The organism is Lutibacter aestuarii, assembly GCF_042676885.1.
GTDB lineage: Bacteria > Bacteroidota > Bacteroidia > Flavobacteriales > Flavobacteriaceae > Lutibacter > Lutibacter aestuarii.
Map to the genome: position 1 here is coordinate 12,305 of NZ_JBHTIC010000018.1, position 23,775 is coordinate 36,079.

The following is a 23,775-nucleotide window of genomic DNA, read 5'->3' on the forward strand; positions in this document are numbered from 1 at the left end:
ATAGTTAGCAATTATTTTTCTACTAAATTACAGTAAATGAAATTATATAACAATAGAATCCGTTTATTTAAATTGATTATTAATATGGGTTATTTTAAAATGCTTATTAATAACAACTAATTTTCAAGTATAAACCCAATTGTTTCGATAAATCAATCATATTTTTTGTGCCTCTACTTTTTCCATCCCAAAAGGCAATTAATGCGTCAGCATAATTTGCCATTTGTTGGTTTCTCTTTGGTCCTGCAGCTCTTCCGTATTTATTCCAGTCTGCAGGAAATCTTATTATTTTATATCCTCTTTCTTTTGCGTATTGTTCTCCAAGTTTATCGGCTCCTCTGTAATAGGCTCCAGAAACAATTTCAATATTGTTTTGATCTTGGAGAATGTTGTCACATTCGGTGCATAGTTTTTTGTAGTCGTTGAAGGTTCTGGTTCCTGCAATTATTAGTTTCATCATTCTAGTTATTGGTTTTTTGTTGTTGGTTTGAATTCCTGCCTACGCAGGAATGACAAGAAAAAATTCAAGACCTCAACAAGGCAATTTTTAATTTTGAAATCGCTTGCAATTGCAATTCTAGATTTTGCTCAAAGGCTGTAATTTTTTTAAGCTTTTCAACTTTTAGTTCCCATTGCTGCAGCTCGTAATTTTGTAAGGCTGTATTTATTACCGTTTTTGCATCTGAAATACAGATAAACGGAATAACACTACCTTTTAAATAGTAGCCAAAGAATTGACCTGTTTTAAGTGATAAACATAGGTAATACAAAGACTCCCGAGTTTCTTCTGAAGCGGTTGTGATTACAAAACAGTTTGGGCAAGGTTGCTCCATTGGCCTACCACTATTTAAACCTTTGTTTAAAATAAAAAAGTGTGGTTTGTTGTAGGTTCTTCCTTCCTGGTGTGTCTTGATTTCATAAGTTGACATAGTTCTCCATTTAAAATTATGCGCTTCGCGCACATAATTTTTTCAGAAAACAAAAGAAAAAAGATAGCCACAGCTAGGTTGTGTGGATATGACTGTCAAGGTTTTTTGTAAAAAACACTACCTAAATTGATAGTTGAAATCATTACTAAAAATATTGTGAGGTGGAGGTTTTTTTCAAAACCCAACGGGCTTGACCTTGAAAGGCAGAAAGCGGCTGGAGATGGTAACAACCGATATTTGCTATGTTTTTTATTTTTACTTTGAACCTAAATACTTGTTTTATGTAAGAGATATTTTGAAGTTGTTTTTTAAAAAACTAACTGCTATTGATTGGAATCAAAAATATGTTTTTAACTACATTGAATAAATGTTGAAGAATTTAGATAATTTGTAATTATGTTATTTGTAGTATCGTTTTATATAATGTTTTTAAGTTTCTTTTAGCAGGTAATCGCGAAGCATTAAAGCGAGCCGCAGCGAGTTGAACGAGGGTGTTGGAGCAAGAGTACGTTGCCATCGGCATAAGTACGTGCTACGACTACGTGGAACACGCAAGGTTGGCGGAGTTTTTGAAGCGGTTGGAAAAACAAGTGCAATTTATGTAGTGATATTAATTGTTAGTCATATTCATTTTGCCTTGATGCAAAACGAAACAAAAAATCAAGACTTCTTAAAATAGCTTTGAATACTACGCTACCTCACTTTCGACTCCAGGCCGCTTCGCTCTTTGGATTACTCATACGTTTCGATAACTTGTATTTCTACAGCTATTTTAATAGGTCGTTTTTGTGAGTGTATTTTAAATACTAAATAATTATTAATCCTATAAATTTAATGGAATACTTTGCTCTTGTGCGCGTTTGCAATATGTAATAAATCCGCTAAATACCTATCGATGCAGAATCAAATAAAATTGAAGAATACATTTATAAGATACCCACATTCGTGAGGACAGGCGGTTTATTTTATATGCAAAATGGATGCCTTCAAAAACTGTGACAACCTGATTAGCCCGAAGTGAGCAGCAGGCGAGCGAAAATAGTGTAATAGCGGTTTACCCCTAATAAAAATGCATTTATACCTTATTGGGTTTTAGGGGTAAAAGATAGCTATGCGTGAGTGATGCGTGGAATGTGTGAAGTAAAATAAATGAACTAGTGCTAAATGAGGACTGTGGACGAATTAGTGCTATTTATGGTATATGCAAGGTTTTAAAACTATATCTATACTTATAGTGATGAGATTCTGAAACAAGTTCAGAATGACGTACTTTTCTGGATTTACCTTGCAGATATATTTTATGTAACAAAATGGTGCGTATTGCGAACACCTTATTACCTGCACGAATGTTTCTATTTTGTTCTATTGTTACTTATGGAAACGGATTTGAAAAGCGCAAAGGCAAAAAGTAAGTGCTTTTTTCAAGCTCTTACTGTGCGGAATTGGAAGCTGTATTTTTGGTTTGTTGTGAACTTGACTAACTTTTAAAGATGAGATTCAAAACAAGTTCAGAATGACGTAAAGATTAAAAAAATACTGCTGTAGATGGGGTGTTTATTATTTTATGAAAAAGAGCCCCTTTTGAGGACTCTTTTTATAGTTTCTAATGATTATGACCTGAATGATCTTCATCATTATGTTTAGCGTGTTTCTCTACCTTTTTTAAATCCATTTTACAAACTGGACAATTTCCTTTCTCATCGTATGTTTTGCCTTTTTCACAATCCATAGGACATTGGTAAACTTCCATTGCCATTTCTTTTTTGGCTTCTGTTTTTACAGGCTCTTTATCTTTTTTTGTTTCTGTTTTGCAGCTTGTAGCTACGAATAAAGCTACTACAGTTATACTTAAAATTACTTTTTTCATTGTTTTAAAATTTAAAATATTAATAATTGTTTTAATTTATTCTATTACTTGTTTTACTTCACCACATTTAAGCATTGCATCTCCAAAATAAGGGTTAAGAACTTTTTCTTCTTTGCTTAACCAATATGCACCGTTATTGTTATCTGCCATTGGACAAAATTCTACATATACTATTTCGTTTATTCCAAATAGTTGAATTGCCTTGGTTAAATGAGAAGATAAATGCTTAAAATGGTCTCTTTGAACTTTTATATCATCAGTATTTGAAATAGCGATTGTTGAAGATTTAATTTCTTTTTCTACAGTCATCCAATGCTTATGTGCTTCGCCTTTTAGTAATTTCATATTTATTTTATGAATGCTTGAAATTAACTTTTTGGCACTGTTTGTAGCTTCTTTTGAATTGTCTTCTACCAATGCATCTTTAAGAATGATATAGTTCTCATACACTGTTTTTAATTGATTTTGAAATTCTTTTGGAGCTTCTAATCGTTTATTAATTTCATAATGTTCTGTAGCATCTGAAATGTTATTTTCCATACCAAGATGCCCTTCGTGACCTGTCATTGTAGTTCCGCCAGTTTTATTCATCATACTTTTTTTACCTTGTAGTTGGGCAGCAGCATCTATGGTAAACGTACCATTTGATACTATTTCATCACCATTATTTAGACCTTTTAAAACTTGATAATTTGTTCCAATTTGGTTCCCTAAAACAATTTCTTTCATTTCAAAAACAGGTTCGTTAGGATTGGTTTTTACATAAACTATAGACCTTTCACCAGTCCAAAGAACTGCCGATGCAGGTATCATTAGTATATCATTTGTATTTGATGTGGCATTATTTACTTTACCTTCAACAAACATTCCTGGCTTAAATTCATTGTTTTTATTTTTTAATACAACTCTTAAAGTTACCGTACGGGTTTTAGTATTTAAAACGGGGTCAATAAAACTTACTTTTCCTTTAAACTCTTTATTAGGGTATGCGTTAGAAGTTATCGTAATTTCTTCACCTATTTTAAATAAGCCTATCTGGTTTTCATACACATCGAAATTTGCCCAAACTGTACTTAAGTTTGATATTTTCAGCAAAGGTTGTCCTTGTTTTATTGCTGAACCTTGTTCAACCAATTTTTCAGATACGGTACCTGAAACTGTTGCATACACAGGGAAAAATTCTTTTGCTTTTCCAGAGGCTTCAATTTGGTTTATTTGATTATCTGATAGTTTCCAGAATTTTAATTTGTTACGAACGGCATTGTACAATTCTGGTTGAGATTCTTTTAATGAAATTGCAGTTAATAATTCTTGTTGAGCAGCATATAATTCAGGTGAATAGATAGTTGCTAATAATTGTCCTTTACGAATTTCTTCACCAGTAAAATTTACATTTAGTTTTTCTATTCTTCCTGAAAAATAACTGACTTGAACTGAATTAACTTCTTCATTTACTGCAATTTTACCAGATAATTTAAGCACATTATCTTCAGCTAAATGCTTACCAACTTTTGTTGTTTGAATGTTGGCTAATGCCATTGCATTTTTTGTTAACTTGAATTGATCTGCAGACAAACCATCAGCACCTGCTTCGGCAGGAATTAAATCCATACCACAGATAGGACAGTCACCTGCTTCTGGTTGCATTATTTGTGGATGCATTGAACACGTCCACATTTGATTTGTTTCTGTTGTGCTAGTATGATTATGTTCTGTTTTATTTTTTGAAGAATCATTGAACAGGAACTTTCCCAGAAGAAGTCCAACAGCTAATATGCCAATATAAATTAAATATTTTTTCATTTTTTTAAATTTTAATATTTCTTAATCTTAATGCGTTTACAATTACCGAGACCGAGCTAAAACTCATAGCTAAAGCTGCAATCATTGGTGATAGTAATAATCCAAAAAATGGATATAAAATACCTGCTGCAATAGGAACACCTAAAACATTATATATAAATGCAAAAAACAGGTTCTGTTTTATATTTTTTACAACAGCGTGACTTAATTTTTTAGCTTTTACAATACCTTGTAAATCGCCTTTTACTAATGTTATTGATGCACTTTCAATAGCAACATCAGTACCTTTATCCATTGCAATTCCAACATCAGATTGTGCTAAAGCAGGTGCATCATTAATACCATCTCCTGCCATTGCAACTATTTTCCCTTTATTTTGAAGCATTTTTATTTCATTTAATTTGTCTTGTGGAAGACATTCTGCTTTAAAGTGTTTTAGGTTTAGTTGTTTAGCTACAGATTTTGCAGTATTCTTATTGTCACCTGTTAGCATTATTACGTCAACGCCATTATTTTGTAATTCTTTAATAGCATTTTGACTTGTAGTTTTAATAGCATCGAAAATTGTGACATATCCTACTGCTTTATTATCTATTGCTATGTATGAAACTGTTTTACCTTGCTCTTGTTCTACTATAACTTTATTCGATAAACTTTCAGAAATAGTAATTGTGTATTGCTTTAATAAATTATCATTACCTAAAGCAATATTTTTATTTTCGACTTTACCTATAACTCCTTTTCCTGCCACAGCTTCAAAATCACTTACTTTAGTAATTGAACTGTTTTTTGATTTACCATAGTTTACGATTGCTGCTGCTAACGGATGCTCGCTATATTGGTTTAAAGATGTTATGTATTGTACTAAAATAGATTCATCTATAGAGTCTGTTGCTATTACCTTTTCAACTGATGGTTTTCCTTCTGTAATCGTGCCTGTCTTGTCAACAATAAGTGTATCTACTTTATTCATTTTCTCTAATGCTTCCGCATTTTTAATCAATACACCAGATTGAGCACCTCTACCAACACCTACCATTACAGACATTGGCGTAGCCAATCCTAATGCACAAGGACACGCAATAATTAATACAGCTATTGCATTTACAAATGCAAAAACATAAGCAGGTTCGGGACCAAATACAGCCCAAATGATAAATGTTATTACTGAAACAATCATTACTATTGGAACAAAGTATTTTGATATTCTATCAGCTAACTTTTGAATAGGTGCTTTAGAACGACTTGCGTTATTTACCATATGAATGATTTGAGAAAGTAAGGTCTCTGAACCGACTTTTTCAGCTTTCATTATAAACGACTTTGTACCGTTGATTGTACCTGAACTTACTTTGTCATCTACATTTTTATCTACAGGAATAGGTTCTCCTGTTATCATAGATTCATCAATACTACTATGGCCTTCAATAATACTACCATCAACAGGGATTTTTTCACCTGGTTTAACTCGTAATAAATTACCCTTTTCAATTTTATCAATAGCTATTACTTTATCAATTCCATCAATTACTAATGTTGCAGTGGAAGGAACTAATTTTAATAATTCCTTTATTGCTCCACTTGTTTGGCTATGCGCTTTTGCTTCTAACAATTGCCCTAGTAATACTAATGTTAAAATAACTGTAGTTGCTTCAAAGTATACAAATACGTTTCCTTCTGAAGTTTTAAAATCTTCAGGGAAAACATTAGGAAATATCATTGCAAAAACACTAAAAATCCAAGCTATTCCAGAACCTATTCCAATTAGGGTAAACATATTTAGGTTCAATGTTTTTATTGATGTCCAAGCACGTCTAAAAAACATCCAAGTAGCAAAAAAAACTACTGGAATTGATAATATGAATTGAATCCAATTCCATTGGTTTTGTTCTAAAACTGTATACAATGGATTATTTTCTAACATTTCAGACATAGCTATTAAAAAAATTGGAGCTGTAAATAAAACAGCAATCCAAAACTTATTTAGCAGCTTTTTATAAGTCTTATCTTCTTCAGATACATCCGCTTCTAATGGAATCAAATCCATACCACAAATTGGACAAGATCCAGGTTCGTCTTTTATGATTTCTGGATGCATTGGGCAGGTAAACTGAATATTTGAAGCAACCATTTTTTTCTCTTCAATTAAATCCATACCGCATACTGGGCAATCACCAGCTTTGTTATAAACTTTATCTCCCTCACAATGCATTGGACAATAGTAAGTACCACTTCCTTCTCCTTTCTGAAGTTCTTTTTCTTTTATTTTTTTAGGTATATGAACTCCTAGTTTATGAATACTATACCTGCCACCATCATATTTTAAGGCTTCTTCAAATGTTTTTAACGGAATATGTGATTCCATTTCAATTGTAGCTTCAGCTTTTTCTAAATCAACTGTTGCTTTTGAAACACCTTTTACTTTAGAAAGTGTTTCTTCTACGTGACTGCGACAACCGTTGCAAGTCATACCGTGTATGTGAAATGTGTGTTTCATAACGATTAATTAATTACAATGATTACATCCTTTTTTTGCATCTGTCAATTCGTATTTACAACAACTAGGTAGTGAATTATAAGCTTTTTTAGAAGCACTTACATATTTTGTGCTGTGTCCAACTTTTGCAACTGCTTGCTCTACTTCGTAGGCACTACTTTCTTTTAGATCAAATGTAATTTTCAACATTTTGCTTTCAACATTCCAATTAGCTGTTTTTATACCTTTAACTGATTTGGCTGCTTTTTCTATTCTGTTTTTGCACATTTCACATTTACCTTCAACCTTAAACTCTTCTGTTTTTAATTGAGCAAATGTTATGTTGATTGTAAATATGAATATGATTATTAGTATTGATTTTATATGTTTCATTTTTTAAGTTTTAATTTGAAATTAAATAATTGATGATTGTACTTTGATTGTAATAATTTTTAACTGATTCTATTTGATTTATTTGAAACTTTAGCTGTAACTCTTGTATGTCTAAAACATCATTAAAATCAATAGTTCCGGTTTCATAATTGCTAATTAGAATATCTTCAGCATTTTCGGCTTGCTTTAAGTTTTTAGCTTGAATATTGTAACTAATTTTTGCTGAAATTCTTTCATTAATAGCAGCATCAAGTAAAGATTGTAATTTGTTATAACGCTCTTGTTTTTCGTTTTTTATTTCAAGCTGCTGCAAGTTGTTTTGCTTACTTTTTGATTTGTATTTCTTATTAAATATTGGAATAGATACTGAAACCATTGGCATTAAAATATCTTTGCCATTATCGCTTATTGTAATATCTGGTCTTTCTTCTACATTGACATAGTCTAATCCAAAACCAATTAAAGGGTTGCTTTCTTTTTGATTTAATAATTCTGACTTTTCAACCGCATTGTACAATTTTTCATACTTTAATAATTCGGGATGTAACTCTAAACTATTTGTATTTAAAAAAGAATCATCAGCAGGTATTTCAAGATTGTTTTCAATACGAACTTCAATAGCTTTATCACGATTCAACAACTTGTTTAATGTTGTTTGTTCTGCAATATATTTCTGATGCAATAATTGTTTTAATTTATCTAGTTCATTTTGTCGCATTTGTAACCTTAATACATCTACTGCCGAGGCTTTATTTACCTCAACAGAAGTTAAAGCCATTGTTTCATAGTTTTTTAATAGTTCAATATTTTCAATCAAAACCTGTTGCTTTGCTTTATTTTCATATAAATTGTAATAGGATTGTGATACAGCTACTATTAATTTTCGTTTGGCAATAACTATATCTTCAAACGAAGCATCAGCTAACGAATTGGCATAATTTTCACGAGCGGTAATTGAGCCAAACCAAGGTAACATTTGTTTTGCTGAAATTTTAAAACGTTGTGCTCCTGTTCTTGTTTCAGGTTCACTTACAAAGTATCCAAGCCCAAATTCTGTATTTGGAAGTGTATTTACTTCGTTCGCTTTTTCTGCTTTAATTTTATATTGCAATTCAAACTTCTGAATTGTAGGACTGTTATTAAATGCCTCTTTTAAGAGCGTTTCTAATTGTTGTGCATTTGTGTTAACTGTGATAAGTAATACACTTAAAATAAAGGCTGTTTTTAGATTTTTCATTATGCTGTTTTTTTAAGTTTTAATTCTTCTCTCCAGCTATACAAAACAGGAACTATAAAGTATGAAGTAATGTCTATAACCATTCCACCAAAAATTGGAATTGCCATTGGCATCATAATATCACTACCTTTTCCTGTTGAAGTTAAAATAGGTAACAAGGCTAAAATTGTTGTTACTGTTGTCATTAAACAAGGTCTTATTCGTTTTTCAGCAGCTGCTAAAGCAGAACTTCTAATACTTTGTTTATTCGTAGGTTTGTCTCTATCAAAAGTTTGTGTTAAATAGGTTGCCATTACCACACCATCATCTGTAGCAATACCAAATAGTGCAATAAAACCTACCCAAACTGCCACACTTAAATTGATGGTTTTCATATTGAATAGCTCTCGCATATTTTCACCAAACAAACTGAAATTGAAAAACCAGTCTTGCCCATATAACCAAATCATTATAAAACCACCTGCAAATGCTACGGTAATTCCTGTAAATACCATTAAAGAAGTTGTTACTGATTTGAACTGGAAATACAATATCAAAAAGATAATGGCTAATGCTAATGGTACAACCACAGCTAGTGTTTTTTCAGCTCTAATTTGATTTTCATAAGTTCCGGTAAACTTGTAACTAATTCCTTTAGGGACTATTAATTCACCCGATGCTATTTTTTGTTGAAATAAGGCTTGTGCATTTTCAACAACATCTACTTCAGCAAAACCATCTAACTTATCAAACAGTACATAACCCACTAAAAAAGTATCTTCACTTTTAATAACTTGGGGACCTTGTTCATAGCGAATGGTTGCCAATTCGCTTAAAGGAACTGGACTTCCTTTTTCTACAGGAACATAAATTTGTTCTAAATCTGTTGGGTTTGCTCTTAACTCTCTTGGATAACGCACCCTTACGGAATAACGCTCTCTTCCTTCAACTGTTTGTGTTATTGGCATACCGCCAATTGCAACTTTAAGTATTTCTTGAACATTTTCTATAGAAATACCATAACGTGCAATTTTTTCTCTGTTAATATCAATAAGTAAATAAGGCTTTCCAACAATTCTGTCTGCAAAAACGGCTTGTTCTTTTACACCTTCAGTTTGTTTTAAGATAGCTTCTAATTCCAAGCCAAAAGCTTCAATTTGTTTTAAATCTTGTCCTTTTACTTTAATTCCCATTGGTGCGCGCATACCTGTTTGCAGCATTACCAATCGAGTTTCAATAGGTTGTAATTTAGGTGCTGATGTTACTCCAGGCAACTTTGTAACTTTGACAATTTCGTTCCAAATATCATTAGGAGATTTAATTTCAGGTCTCCAATTTCTGTAAAATTCACCATCATTATCTTCAATTAATTGAGAGCTTTGGACATTTAATAAAGTTGATTTTATAATCGCTTTGTTCTCGACTGCGCTCGAACTGACAGCTATATTTTCGTTATGAATTAATCGACCATCTTTTAATTCAAATAAGCCTTTGTCATTTACTTTGTATCGTTGTTTTTTACCTTTTTCATTCTTCATATATTCAGATTTGTACTGAATAATATTTTCGTACATAGATAATGGTGCAGGATCTAATGCTGATTCTGTTCTACCTGCTTTACCAACAACTGTTTCAATTTCTGGAATACTAGCAACTGCCATATCTAACTGTTGTAAAACTCTCTTGTTTTCATCAACACCTGAATGTGGCATTGAAGTAGGCATTAGTAAGAATGAACCTTCATTAAGAGAAGGCATAAATTCTTTTCCAGTGTTATTCATTATATAAATACCTGAAATAAGCACTGTAGTTGGAATGATTAAGAATGCTAATTTATTAGCTAAAGCCCATTTTAAAATTTGCGCATAATACTTTCTTAAAACAGAGAATATACCTAATATTCCAAAGCAAATAATTGCTACAAATAGTAAGTTTATAAGAATACTTCTTTCAACACCTAAAGGTCTCCAATATTCAGTTAATAAAAGCACTACTGATGCAGCCGCAATTATTATGTTGATTAAATTAACATTTTTTGGTTCAAGTTTTCCTTTTAAATTTAAGATCCCTGTAACTCCAAAAGCAATTAAAATGATTCCAAGCCAATAACCCAAAATTATAGCTGAAATTCCTGCAATAATTAGGGCAATATTTATAAAATAACTTACTGTCTTTTTTAATACCGTTTTTCTGAATAAAAAGGCCGCAAAAGGAGGTATTAAAAATAACGCGATTACTAACGATGCTGAAAGTGCCATTGTTTTTGTAAAAGCTAAAGGTCTAAATAATTTACCTTCAGCACCAATCATTGTAAATACTGGAACAAAACTGATAATTGTAGTTAGAACTGCTGTTAATATTGCTCCTGAAACTTCTGCAGTGGCATTGTATACAATTTCATTTGTTGTTAGTGGTGTGCCATCTTCATTTAAACGTAGTTTTTCTTCATCTAAATGCCGAATCATATTTTCAGCGAGAATTACTCCAACATCGACCATAGTTCCAATAGCAATTGCAATTCCCGAAAGCGCAACAATATTTGCATCTACATTGAAGAGTTTCATTGTAATAAATACCATTAATACAGCTACTGGTAATAAACCTGAAATTAATATGGATGCTCTTAAATTGAAGACCATTACAATAATTACTAAAATTGTAATTAATATTTCTAGTGTTAATGCTTCGTTTAAAGTGTGTAAGGTTTCTTCAATAAGTTCTGTTCTATCATAAAAGGGAACCAATGTTAATTGAGAAACTGTTCCATCAGCTAATTCTTTAGTAGGTAAGCCTCCTTTAAGTTCTTCAATTTTGGCTTTTACATTATTGATAACTTCCATAGGGTTTGCACCATAACGAGCTACAACCACACCACCAACTACTTCAGCACCTTCTTTGTCTAACAACCCTCTTCGTGTTGCCGGACCAAGTGATACTTTGCCAATATCTTTTATTTTTATTGAAGTGAAATTTTCAGAAGTTACAACGGCATTTTCTATATCGGCAATAGATTTAATATAGCCTAAACCTCTAACTAAATATTCGGCTTGGTTAATTTCTAAAGTTTGCGCTCCAATATCTCTGTTACTTTCTTTTACTGCTTTTACAATTTGATGTAAACCAATATTGTATTGACGCATTAATTCTGGATTTACATCTACTTGATATTCTTGTACATAGCCACCAATTGACGCTACTTCAGAAACACCGCTTGCAGAAGATAACGCATACTTCACATAGTAATCTTGAATACTACGTAATTCGTGTAAATCCCAACCACCAGTTACATTTCCGTTTTCATCTCTTCCTTCTAATGTATACCAATAGATTTGCCCTAATCCTGTGGCATCTGGACCTAATGAAGGGTTAACACCATCTGGCAATAAATTACTTGGTAAGGAATTTAATTTTTCAAGGATTCTACTACGACTCCAATAAAACTCAATATCTTCTTCAAAAATGATATAGATACTTGAAAAGCCAAACATAGATGAGCTACGAATGGTTTTTACCCCTGGAATACCAAGTAATGATGTTGTTAATGGATAGGTTATTTGGTCTTCAATATCTTGTGGTGAACGACCGTCCCATTTTGTAAATACTATTTGTTGGTTTTCACCAATATCGGGAATTGCATCTACTGCTACAGGATCGCTAGGAAGAAATCCTGTATTCCAATTAAAGGGTGCATTTACGATACCCCAACCTATAAACAGTGCTAGTAATAATACTGCTACCAGTTTATTTTCTATTAAAAATTTAATGCTTTTATTTAGCATAAGTTTGATTTTAAACAATTAGACAATGGTGTTAAAAACACCGAATACAACAAATTATCCTTATAACTTTACAGCCATAGGATAAAACAGTCAATTGTTTTAAAATCAGATTAAATATGTTTCGTCTAGTTTGTAGATTTTCCTGCAGACGAGAGGGGATTGATCTTCATCATATAAAGATACCTCGCTATCTATACTTTCGAAAAGATTTACGTACGTATAAATAAATGAAGTAATGAATACTTGTTGCTCAAAAGAAATAGTATCTATTGAAGATTGTAATTCATTTTGACCCTCAATTTTTTCAAATTCATCACTACAACAATTTTTCTTTGATACAGAACATTCATTAGTTGAAGTTGCTAATTCCATTTCCATTCCGCAAGTTTCTGCTTTTGAAAATATAGCTGAATCAACCAATTTATCTCCACAATAATGCGTATTAATAGTAAATGACATTGTAGAGCATAACACTACAAAAGCCATTAATATTGACATTATTTTATGGAAAATTTGTTTCATATTGGTAACAAAGGTAACAAATTATAATGATTCTAAATAAATTTAACAGGAGTTTAACGCTTAACTCCATTTCATTCGTTGCAATCTAACCGCATTTAAAATAGCTAATAAAGCTACACCTACATCTGCAAATACAGCTTCCCACATTGTTGCTAAACCACCTGCTCCTAGAATTAAAACAATAGCTTTAACACCAAAAGCTAATATGATATTCTGCCATACAATTTTACGAGTAGAACGACTTATTTTAATGGCTTTTACCACTTTTGAAGGTTGGTCGGTTTGAATAATAACATCTGCTGTTTCAATAGCAACATCACTTCCCAAACCACCCATAGCAATACCTACATCACTTGCTGCTAAAACTGGTGCATCGTTAATACCATCACCAATAAAAGCTATTTTATTTTCAGGATTTCTCTTTAAAGTTTCAACTTCATTTAATTTATCTTCTGGCAATAAACCACCTCTGGCCTTTTCAATATTTAATTCATTTGCTATTTGTTGGGTAATAGAATCTTTATCACCTGAAAGTATCATTATATTTTTAATACCTACTTTATGCAATGCTGTAATTGTTTCTTTAGCATCTTCTTTTAATTCATCTGCAATTACAACATAACCTGCGAATTTATTATCGATAGCTGCCAAAACAATGGATTCTACAATAGCTTCAGTTTCAGTTGGAACATCAATGTTATTTGTATGCATTAAGGCTTTATTTCCAACTAAAACTATTTTACCATTCACAATGCCTTTTAATCCTTTTCCTGCAACTTCAGATACTTCTACTGCTTTAAAATCTTTTCCAACTTCTTTATACTTCATTATGGCTTTTGCAATAGGGTGTGTGGATTGTCCTTCCATAGCCATTAGGAATTTCATAAATTCAGATTCTTCCCAGCCAACAGTCTTTATTTCCTTAATTTTGAAAACACCTTTGGTAACAGTTCCTGTTTTATCCATTACCAATGTATTTATTTTGGTCATAGCATCTAAAAATGAAGCACCTTTAAATAATATTCCATTTTTTGAAGCTGCACCTAAACCTCCGAAATAACCCAATGGGATAGATATTACCAAAGCACAAGGGCAAGAAATTACCAAGAAAATTAATGCTCTGTATAACCAATCTCTAAAAATATATTCCTCTACAAAAAAATAAGGTAGAAATGTAACAGCAATTGCTAAATACACTACAATTGGTGTATAGATACGTGCAAATTGTCTAATGAACAATTCTGTTTTCGATTTACGTGCTGTAGCATTTTGAACTAAATCTAATATTCTGGCAATTGAACTATCTTCAAACTTGTTTGTTACCTCAACTTCTATCACACTTTCTAAATTGATACTACCTGCATATACTTTTGCGTTTTTTGTAATCGTATCTGGTTTACTTTCACCTGTTAAAGCTGCGGTATTTAATGAGGCCTTTACTGATAGTAAAATACCATCTAAAGGAATTTTTTCGCCAACACGAATTTGAATTTTTTCGCCAATATTTACGTCTTCTGGTGAAACACTTGTATAATCACCATTCCGAAAAACGTTAGCTTCTTTTGGTCTGACATCTAATAATGCTTTGATATTTCCTTTGGCTCTTTTAACAGCAGCTCCTTGGAATAATTCTCCAACTGCATAAAATAGCATTACTGCTACTCCTTCAGGATATTCACCAATAACAAATGCTCCAATTGTAGCAATAGACATTAAAAAGAACTCTGTAAATACATCTCCTTTTTTAATGCTTTTCCAACCTTCTTTAACCACGGGAAATCCAACAGGCAAGTATGCAATTCCATACCAATTTATACGTAACCAATCTTTGAAAAAAGCTACATTAAAATAATCTAAAGCTATTCCGATCATAAGCATTAAAAAGCTTACGATTGCAGGGAAATAAATTTTGAAAGTAGCACTATTTACAATGCCGTGGTTATGACCATCATTGTGACTATGCTGCTTTGTAGATTTTGGCTTTAAATCTCTTAAATTGACTTTCTTTTTTTTCATTATTATTCTAAATTCTTCAAATTAAATATTTATATCCAACGTCTTACTTTTTTTGCATACTCTAAATAATCATTTCCAAATTCTTGTTTTAAGAATGCTTCTTCTAATCTAATTTGGGTATTTATACTTGTTGTTGATAATGCGATTATTACTAATGTAAAAGCGTTTGGAATCACTAAAAACAATCCAATATTTGCAATCATAATCCCAAGGAAAATGGGGTTTCTTGAAATCGAAAACAATCCTTTGGTAACTAACGATGTCTTGTTTTTTTCATCTATTCCAATTCTCCAAGAATTGGCCATATTAGATTGAGCAATCCATACTACAATTAGCGAAAGAATTAAGAGTCCCCAGCCTGTTTTTAATAAAGTAACACTTTCTAAATACCAAAAAGGGAGTAAATATTTGTACCAATCAAATTTAAAAGCATAAATACTTACAATAATTAGCTCTAAAAAAGAGATCAAAGTAAATACTTTACCATTATAACCGTGTGCATCATCTGTTTTGTTAAAAGTTAAAGGGTTTACTCTAGTTTTTATAAAGAGTGAAACTGACCTTATTACAAAAACTAGCAGAAAATATATTAGTAAGTAAATAAATAAAATCATCAAATTATAATTGCATATTCAAAGCAAATATGCTGAAAAAACAAATGCAATGGAAGTGCATTAATGACCGCTACATTTATCACAAATCCCTTTTACCACCAAGTTTACATTTTCTGCAACAAAACCATCAGGCACTTTAATTTGAGGAATTTTATGAGCTGTAAGGCATACTGTTTCATTGCAATTGTTACAATGGAAATGTAAGTGTAAATCATTTTCAATTTCACAATTACATCCTTTTTCACATAATGCATACTTTGTAATACCTGTACCATCATCTATTTGATGTACGATTCCTTTTTCTTCAAATGTTTTAATAGTTCTGTATAATGTAGTTCTATCTGACTTTTCAAAAGCATTTTCGATATCACTTAATGTTACAGCAACATCCTTTTCTACAAGAAACTTATAGATAAGTAATCGCATTGCTGTAACACGTATATTTTTAGATTCTAATAATTCCTCTATTGTTTTCATTATTTAATGTTCGTGTTCTGCTTCGCCTTTTTTCATTTCAGCAATCAGGTAATAAGCATTATTATAAGCAAATTTTGTGGTTTTATCTAATTCTTCAGTAAATTGAACTGCAATCCAATTGCCATCTTTTGCACCTAAAAGCACTTCAACAGGCTTAAAACTCCAGTCGTCATTTTCTTTTTCTACTGAAAATGCATAAAACCTATCTCCATCTTTTATAATTGCACTTTCAGGTAATGCTTTTGTTTTAGTTTTATTTACCTGAATTTTACCTTGAATGTACATACCAGGAATTAAGTTATCTCTTTTATTTTCAATTTCAGCGTGAACGTGTACAGCTTTTGGGTTGTCTTCAAATGTTTTACTTATTGAAAAGATTTCAGCTGTAAGTTCTGTATTTGGTATAGACTGCACTGTAAATGTCACTTTTTGACCTTTTTTTACTTTATAGGCATCTTTTTCAAACACCATCAAATCTGCGTGGACGTGAAGCGTATTAACAATTTCGAATAATTCTGTTTGCGGCTCTACATATTGCCCAATTTTCACCTCAACCTTTTGTACAAACCCTTCTATAGGACTACGTAATGATATACTTTGTGCAATTGTACCATTTCTTACCGATATTGTATTGATATTTAATATTCTTAATTGAGCTTCCAATCCATTTACCATAGCTTTTGATGCTTCATACTCGGCTTCTGCTTTTTGAAAATTTGCACCAGAACCAACACCTGCATCATATAATTTTTGTTGACGCTCATAGTTTTTCTTTAAAAAATTACTATTGCTAAAAGCATTCAAATAATCAGTCTGCAGTTTTATAATATTAGGGTGTGATAGATAAGCCATAACTTGGCCTTTATTAACTTTATTACCTTCAATTACTTTTATAGATACTACATTTGCACCAATAACTGAAGTTATTGCTGCTTCGTTTTGTGGGGGTACTTCTAATGTACCATTAGCCTCTACATTTCCACTCATATTTCGTAATGAAAGTGTGTCAATCTTCATTTTTAATGCATTATACTGCTGCTGCGAAAGCATTACTTCTTCGTTCTCACCGTGTTCTTCTTCATTTTTTGGTTTTTCACTATGTGAATGACCATCATTGTCACTATGACTTTCTTTGTTTCCGCAAGCAAAAACAGTAATGGATAACACTATAACAGTTAGGATTTTATATAATTTATTTTTCATTTTCTTATTGATTAAAATATTGTAGTTGAAATGTGCTTTCTAAATAGTTTATTAAAGCTGTTTGTGCATCTAGCTCGGATTGAATGGCTTCTTTTATTAATTGTGTGAAGCTAGTGTATTCTATTTCGCCTTCTTTGTACGCCAGTAAAGCACCTGTTTTTTGTTCCTTTGTTAATGGCAATACCTGGTTTTTGTAAAATTCCCAAGAGTTTTTCCATTTGATATAATTTTCTTTAGCCTGAACAAATTTTGATTGTACTTCTTGCTTTTTGAATAGGACATTGGCTTCGGCTATCTCTTTATCAATTTTGGTACTTCTAATTTGTGCTTTGTTAGTACCAGACAAAAACGGAATGGAAATACCTGCTTGATAACTGTAAAACCCAGAAATTCCTTCTACTTTTTGTAAACCACCTTGAAGATTGAATTTTGGTAAATTATTAGCTTTTGCAACTTTATAATTGGCTGCTGCTTCATCTACAATGTTCTGCGACATACTGTACAACGGATGGTTTTCAATATTGAACTTTTCAATGTTTAAATCTATTGCAGAATCAAATTCATCAGAAACAGTAAAAATTTCATCTGAAACCAACCATAAATTTAATTGCTGTAGAGCGATTAGATAATCACTATATGCTTGCATTTTTTTATTTTGAATTTGAAAAGCTTGGTTTTTAGCTGCTGAATATTCTAATCTTGAAATCGCTTCTACTTCATAATTTAACGCAACAGCTTGTTCGAAATTGGAATAAATGGAATCCAATTCCATATAAAGATTATAGTTTCTCTTCATTTGATAACATTTTGACCAGGCCTTTTTAACTTCTAATTCTAATTCTAATACAGAAAGTTGATAAGCTTTTTGTGCTAATTGTACTCGTTGTTTTTGTAACTTCCTCTTTGAACCAACACCAAAAATATTTATATCGGATTGGCCTATTCCAATGGTTGTGTAGACTCCTTCATCTCCATTAATTTCTTCACCACCTGTAAAGACTTCAGTTGTACCTAAATCATAAGCAGTAGCTTTTAATTGTTCCTGTTTTGTGATTTCTAACTGTTTTTGCTTTAACAATGGGTAATTCCTTTTAGATAGTTTTACCGCATCCATTAAGGTTATTTCAGGAAGTGTATTGTTTATCTGTTGTGCTTTACTTTGTTCAGAAAAACCAAACATTAAAAGCAAAACTGCTGTTGCTGTAACCAACTTTTTATTCGGAATAAATTTAAACGATTTGTTTTCTACCCAATGGTATAAAATTGGTAAAACGAATAAGGTTAGTAATGTAGAAGTTAATAAACCACCAATAACAACAGTTGCTAGTGGGCGTTGAACTTCTGCTCCGGCAGATGCCGAAATCGCCATAGGTAAAAAGCCTAATACATCTGTAAAAGCTGTTAGCATAATTGGTCTGATTCTTCGTTTTGTACCTTCAATAATTCTATCTTTAAGATTGGTAACACCCTCTTCTTTTAATTCATTCAAACCACTAACCATTACCAATCCATTTAAAACTGCAACCCCAAATAGTACTATGAAACCAACACCTGCTGAAATACTAAATGGCATATCACGTAACCATAAAGCTACTACACCACCAATGGTTGCCATAGGAATAGCTATGTAAATCATTAAAGTTTGTGGCAATGATTTCAATGCAAAATAAATTAACACAAATATTAGTAATAGTGCAATAGGTACAACCGTTTGTAATCGGTTACTTGCACGTTCCAAATTCTCAAAAGCACCACCATAACGAATGAAATAACCAGATGGTAATTCTAATTGTGCATCTAATTTTGATTTTATTTCATTTACTAATGATTTTACATCGCGACCTCTCACATTTACACCCACATAAGTTCTTCTGTTTGTGTTATCTCTACTAATTTGCATTGGTCCTGCTTTATAACTTACATCAGCTATTTCACGCAGTGGAATTTGAGTTCCCGAAGGTAGGTTGATGTACAAGTTTTGGACATCTGAAATATCTTTTCGGTTTTGAGAATTTAAACGAACTACTAAATCAAAACGTTTTTCACCTTCAAAAATAACACCTGCTACACCACCTGCAAATGCTGATTGTACTGTTTGATTTAAGGTATTTATATGAAGTCCGTATTGTGCTAATTTATTTCTATTGTAATTAATAGTCATTTGTGGTAAACCTGTTGTGGCTTCCGCTTTCATATCTCCAATACCTTCAGTACCTGCAATAATTTTAGATATTTCTTCTGCTTTTTGAGATAGAATGTCAATATCTTCACCATAGAGTTTTATGGCAATATCTTCTCGCACACCTTCAAGTAATTCATTAAAACGCATTTCAATAGGCTGGGTAAACTCATAATTAACACCTGGAACTATTTCAACAGCTTCTTTCATCATCTCTATCAATTCATCTTTTGAAGTTGTTGTGGTCCACTCACTTTTAGGCTTTAGAATTACAAAAACATCTGCTAAATCCATTGGCATTGGGTCTGTTGGAATTTCAGCTACACCAATACGACTGACTATTTTTTCAACTTCCGGAAATTTAGCTTTTACAATTTGCTCTATTTTTGTAGTTGTTTCAATGGTTTCTGTAAGTGAACTTCCTGGTTTTAATATGGCGTGAAATGCAATATCACCTTCATCAAGCTGCGGAATGAACTCACCACCCATTTTTGTAAATATAAAAACTGCAATTGCGAATAGCACAACTGCACTACCTATAATCCACTTTCCTTTTTGTAATGCTCTTTCCAATAAAGGTTGGTATTTGTCTTCTACCCATTGTACAAATTTATCTCCATAAGATTTTTTATTGTTTTTCGGAGCTCTTAACACTAGTGCAGACATCATTGGCACATAGGTAAGACAAAGCACCATCGCTCCAATCATAGCGAAAATGAAAGTCATAGCCATTGGTTTGAACATTTTTCCCTCAATACCTTGTAAAGCCAAAATTGGAAGAAAAACAATAAGAATAATGAGCTGACCAAAAAATGCAGCATTCATCATCTTTTTAGAAGCATTAGAAGCTACTTTGTCACGTTCTTTTGCTGTAAGACTCTTCTTTTTTAATATTTGGGATGTAATTAAGAATACTGTACTCTCCACAATAATTACAGCACCATCTACAATAATCCCGAAATCAATAGCTCCCAAACTCATTAAATTTGCCCAAACATCAAATACATTCATCAATATAAATGCAAATAATAATGATAATGGAATTGTTGAAGCTACTATTAAACCACCTCGCCAATTACCTAATAAGAAAATAAGTACAAATATTACAATTAAAGCTCCTTCAACAAGGTTGTTTGACACTGTAGATGTTGTTTCGCCAATTAATTTACTTCGATCTAATAATGGCTGAATGATGATTCCTTCAGGTAATGACTTTTCTATTTGAGCCATTCGTTCTTTTACATTGTTGATAACATTATTGGAATTAGCGCCTTTAAGCATCATTACTAAACCACCAACAACTTCACCTTCTCCATCTTGTGTTAATGCACCATAGCGAATTGCAGCACCAAATTGAACTGTCGCAATATCACCAATAGTTACTGGAATATTATTAACGTTTTTGACTGTTATTTTTTTAATGTCTTCTAAACTACGCACCAAGCCTTCTCCACGAATAAAATTTGCTTGATGGTTTTTTTCAATGTAAGCACCACCTGTATTTTGATTGTTAGCTTCAAGTGCATTAAATACATCTGTAATAGTTAAACCAATAGCGTTTAAATCGTTTGGATCAACAGCCACTTCGTATTGTTTAATTTTACCACCAATGGCATTTACTTCAACCACACCTTCTACCATAGCCATTTGTCGCTGTACAATCCAATCTTGCATAGAACGTAGGTCTGCAATACTATATTTGTCTTTAAACTCTGGTGCTACTTTTAATGTATACTGGTAAATCTCTCCTAATCCAGTTGAAATAGGTCCCATTGATGGTTCACCAAAACCTGCAGGAATTTGTTCTTTAACTTCGTTTAGTTTTTCTGCTACTAATTGTCGAGGTAAATATGTTCCCATATCATCGTCGAACACAATAGTAACAACCGATAAACCAAAACGAGAAATAGATCTAATTTCCTGTACATTTGGAAGGTTGCTCATTGCGACTTCAATTGGGTAGGTTACAATTTGTTCAATATCTTCTGTACCTAAATTTGGGGCTTGTGTAATAACCTGTACTTGGTTATTGGTAATATCTGGAACAGCATCGATGGGTACTTGGGTCATACTCCATATACCTGCTCCAATAATGGTAAGCGTAAGCAAACCAATTATAAATTTGTTATTGATTGAAAAATCAATGATTTTATTAATCATAGAAAAGGTGTTAATTCAGTTAAACTTTTTGATTCAATTCTTCTAATAAAATTAGAATTACTCGAGTTGAAAAGAACCTTTAAAGGTTCAAAATTGGATATAATTATCCTAGATAAAACTGAATTATGCCCTTGGAGGCTGTAAAATAGAAGTAGAATAATTTGTTTCTAAACCGTTTAGGTAGAAGAAATTTTGAGTATAATAATTATTTACATCAAGTTTTGTATAAGTGAATTGAAACTGTATTACATTAATATGACAACAATGACACATACAAAAAGGGGAGCATAAATCTGAATCTTGATGTTGATGCTCGTCACCATTAGTTTGTGAAATTTCTGTTTTAACATTATCATCAATTTCACTATTATCTACACAAGGTGCAAAATTAAGTGCGAGAATATAAATTGAAAATATGAATGCTATGAATTTCATTGTAGCAAATATATAAATTATTTAATGCAATGGCATTGCAAATAAGTTAACGCATTATATTAACTACTTTTTAAGGTAGTTTGATTTTGTTTAATACTACAAAATAGAAAAATGTTTTTTTTTATTTTTAGGAAGATAATACTATATTTGAGTCTTAGGTTTTCATAGGCCTAATCTTTTTCATAGCAATTTTTTTTAACCCACTTCTCTTGAAGTGGGTTTTGTTTTTTCATTCCACAACAAACAACCTAATATAATTGGTGGGACCCTGAACCAAGTTCAGGGTGACGAATAAAAAGTTATTTTCTTTTATCAATTGAGTTTTCATCAAAGCTAATTAAATTAAACATTGTTCTCATTCTGCTTCTCACCCTGTTTCCGTAACGTTTTTCAATTTCTTGCGCGTTGAGGTTCGTGGTTATGTGGGTTAACACCTTCTGACTGCGTTCAGGATTACGCATAAATAAATCGTAACGAGAGAGCAAGATTTCACCTAATACATTGCACTCTTTTGCGTAGTGGCTACCTGTTGGTTCTACTCCTAAATCATCGAAACAATAGTTTTGAGTTTGATTGTATTTTTCAAAAACAGCATAACCTTTTGCATTGAAATTGAAAACAATATTCCTGGAGGGAATGAGTTCGTAATTAGTTTTGTGTGGCGCTAGATGTAAAAGTAATTTCATTAGTGATGTTTTTCCACAACCTACTGGGCCAGATAGTAATAATCCTTTATTGGTGTCTATTCCCATTTGTGCACAACTATAATGATCCTGGATAAAGTAATTGCATAGTTTGAAAAGTAGAGGTTCGTCTTCATTGTAGATTTTGAAATTTTTACCGAATAGTATGTGACCTTTGATGTTGAGGTAGGTTTTTATTTTTTCAAAATCGTAATGGACTGTGTTGTTTCTTATTTCTCCTATTTGGAATTTTGATATTCCTTCGATTTTTATGTGTGGTTGTGGTTTCATAGTTTTTATTTTCCAAATGATGAGATTCCTGCCTACGCAGAAATGACAGAATCTTATAAAGGTTCGTTATAGTTTTTGTTTTGGTTGGTGTGGAGGTTGTCTTGAAAATGGTCAAGTGGTAAATCTGTGTTTTGATTTGTTTTTGATTCTTTTTGTTTTGAAATAGTAAATTCGTCTATTTTTAACATCCAACTCTCTGCTGCAGCTTGCCAATTTTCAATTGGATTGTTTCCTTTTTTCCATCCTACAGATTCGTAGTAATTGAAAAATTTTTCTGCTTCTTTTTCTGACCAATCCTTTTTTTTAAAAAAATTGAAAACCTTTTTTAGAGAGAGAGGTTTATTTATGTTTATAGTATGTTTATTAATGTTTATATTAGATACTAGCGCTTGTTCATTTATGGTAGAGTCTAAATACAAATCTTGCTTATCACTTGTACTGAAATTAAACAACTTCACTTTACTGCCTTTAAACGGATTGTGAGAAGGACTATAAATAATGTATTTCCAATGACTTAACTCTTTAATACAACGATGATATGTTGTGTTAGAACCGATTTTAGAAAACTTCATAACTTCTTCTCGATTTATATAAAATTCATCTGGAAATCGATTGTAATTCCAAATCTGAAATAAAGCAATATATAGGCTAATATGTGTTGGATTTAAACGAGTATCTTTTGAAAATTGATGAAAGATACCGTTGAGATGTTTTATGTAATTCATAGGCTCT

17 protein-coding genes are annotated in these 23,775 nt (G+C 31.8%); all 17 read right to left on the reverse strand.

The genetic code is table 11. The features are described 5' to 3' along the window. Positions 1-106 precede the first annotated feature (106 nt). A complete protein-coding gene (locus ACFQZW_RS11685) occupies positions 107-460 on the reverse strand; it encodes a DUF2493 domain-containing protein (RefSeq protein ID WP_175454741.1) in 354 nt (117 codons plus the stop codon). A gap of 64 nt (positions 461-524) precedes the next feature. Further along, complete coding sequence (locus ACFQZW_RS11690; RefSeq protein WP_090120369.1) at positions 525-929, reverse strand: DUF6943 family protein; 405 nt, start codon at positions 927-929, stop codon at positions 525-527. Between the two features lie 1,603 nt (positions 930-2,532). Then, positions 2,533-2,796: a heavy metal-binding domain-containing protein gene (locus tag ACFQZW_RS11695; protein ID WP_090120026.1), complete on the reverse strand. Its 264-nt coding sequence runs from the start codon at positions 2,794-2,796 to the stop codon at positions 2,533-2,535. 36 nt (positions 2,797-2,832) lie between these two features. After that, complete coding sequence (locus ACFQZW_RS11700) at positions 2,833-4,599, reverse strand: efflux RND transporter periplasmic adaptor subunit (protein WP_298265634.1); 1,767 nt, start codon at positions 4,597-4,599, stop codon at positions 2,833-2,835. 4 nt (positions 4,600-4,603) lie between these two features. Beyond that, positions 4,604-7,096, reverse strand: a complete 2,493-nt coding sequence (locus ACFQZW_RS11705) for a heavy metal translocating P-type ATPase (RefSeq protein WP_298288728.1) — start codon at positions 7,094-7,096, stop codon at positions 4,604-4,606. A gap of 9 nt (positions 7,097-7,105) precedes the next feature. Then, the gene (locus tag ACFQZW_RS11710) at positions 7,106-7,468 is read right to left on the reverse strand and encodes a heavy-metal-associated domain-containing protein (RefSeq protein WP_090120023.1); all 363 of its coding nucleotides are present in this window, start codon (positions 7,466-7,468) and stop codon (positions 7,106-7,108) included. Between the two features lie 10 nt (positions 7,469-7,478). Next, positions 7,479-8,705 carry a TolC family protein gene (locus ACFQZW_RS11715; RefSeq protein WP_090120021.1) on the reverse strand — a complete coding sequence of 409 codons (1,227 nt, stop codon included), beginning with the start codon at positions 8,703-8,705 and terminating at the stop codon, positions 7,479-7,481. Further along, positions 8,705-12,463 carry an efflux RND transporter permease subunit gene (locus tag ACFQZW_RS11720; RefSeq protein WP_090120019.1) on the reverse strand — a complete coding sequence of 1,253 codons (3,759 nt, stop codon included), beginning with the start codon at positions 12,461-12,463 and terminating at the stop codon, positions 8,705-8,707. The genes ACFQZW_RS11715 and ACFQZW_RS11720 overlap by 1 nt, the downstream gene beginning before the upstream one ends. A 105-nt stretch (positions 12,464-12,568) precedes the next feature. Then, positions 12,569-12,985, reverse strand: a complete 417-nt coding sequence (locus ACFQZW_RS11725) for an HYC_CC_PP family protein (protein ID WP_090120016.1) — start codon at positions 12,983-12,985, stop codon at positions 12,569-12,571. Positions 12,986-13,045: 60 nt separating this feature from the next. Continuing rightward, the gene (locus ACFQZW_RS11730) at positions 13,046-15,001 is read right to left on the reverse strand and encodes a heavy metal translocating P-type ATPase (protein WP_386783204.1); all 1,956 of its coding nucleotides are present in this window, start codon (positions 14,999-15,001) and stop codon (positions 13,046-13,048) included. 29 nt (positions 15,002-15,030) lie between these two features. Continuing rightward, positions 15,031-15,615: a methyltransferase family protein gene (locus ACFQZW_RS11735; protein ID WP_090120011.1), complete on the reverse strand. Its 585-nt coding sequence runs from the start codon at positions 15,613-15,615 to the stop codon at positions 15,031-15,033. 60 nt (positions 15,616-15,675) lie between these two features. Then, positions 15,676-16,092: a Fur family transcriptional regulator gene (locus tag ACFQZW_RS11740; protein WP_090120009.1), complete on the reverse strand. Its 417-nt coding sequence runs from the start codon at positions 16,090-16,092 to the stop codon at positions 15,676-15,678. Between the two features lie 3 nt (positions 16,093-16,095). Then, positions 16,096-17,295 carry an efflux RND transporter periplasmic adaptor subunit gene (locus tag ACFQZW_RS11745; RefSeq protein WP_090120007.1) on the reverse strand — a complete coding sequence of 400 codons (1,200 nt, stop codon included), beginning with the start codon at positions 17,293-17,295 and terminating at the stop codon, positions 16,096-16,098. A 4-nt stretch (positions 17,296-17,299) separates the two neighbouring features. Next, positions 17,300-21,634: a CusA/CzcA family heavy metal efflux RND transporter gene (locus ACFQZW_RS11750; protein ID WP_386783208.1), complete on the reverse strand. Its 4,335-nt coding sequence runs from the start codon at positions 21,632-21,634 to the stop codon at positions 17,300-17,302. A gap of 123 nt (positions 21,635-21,757) precedes the next feature. Then, on the reverse strand, positions 21,758-22,069 hold the full coding sequence (locus tag ACFQZW_RS11755) for a DUF6660 family protein (RefSeq protein WP_298265612.1): 312 nt from the start codon (positions 22,067-22,069) through the stop codon (positions 21,758-21,760). Positions 22,070-22,368: 299 nt separating this feature from the next. Beyond that, on the reverse strand, positions 22,369-23,043 hold the full coding sequence (locus ACFQZW_RS11760; protein WP_298265610.1) for an ATPase: 675 nt from the start codon (positions 23,041-23,043) through the stop codon (positions 22,369-22,371). Between the two features lie 53 nt (positions 23,044-23,096). Beyond that, positions 23,097-23,768 (reverse strand): hypothetical protein, encoded by a 672-nt coding sequence (locus ACFQZW_RS11765; protein WP_090119998.1) that lies wholly within the window; start codon positions 23,766-23,768, stop codon positions 23,097-23,099. Between the last annotated feature and the right edge of the window lie 7 nt (positions 23,769-23,775).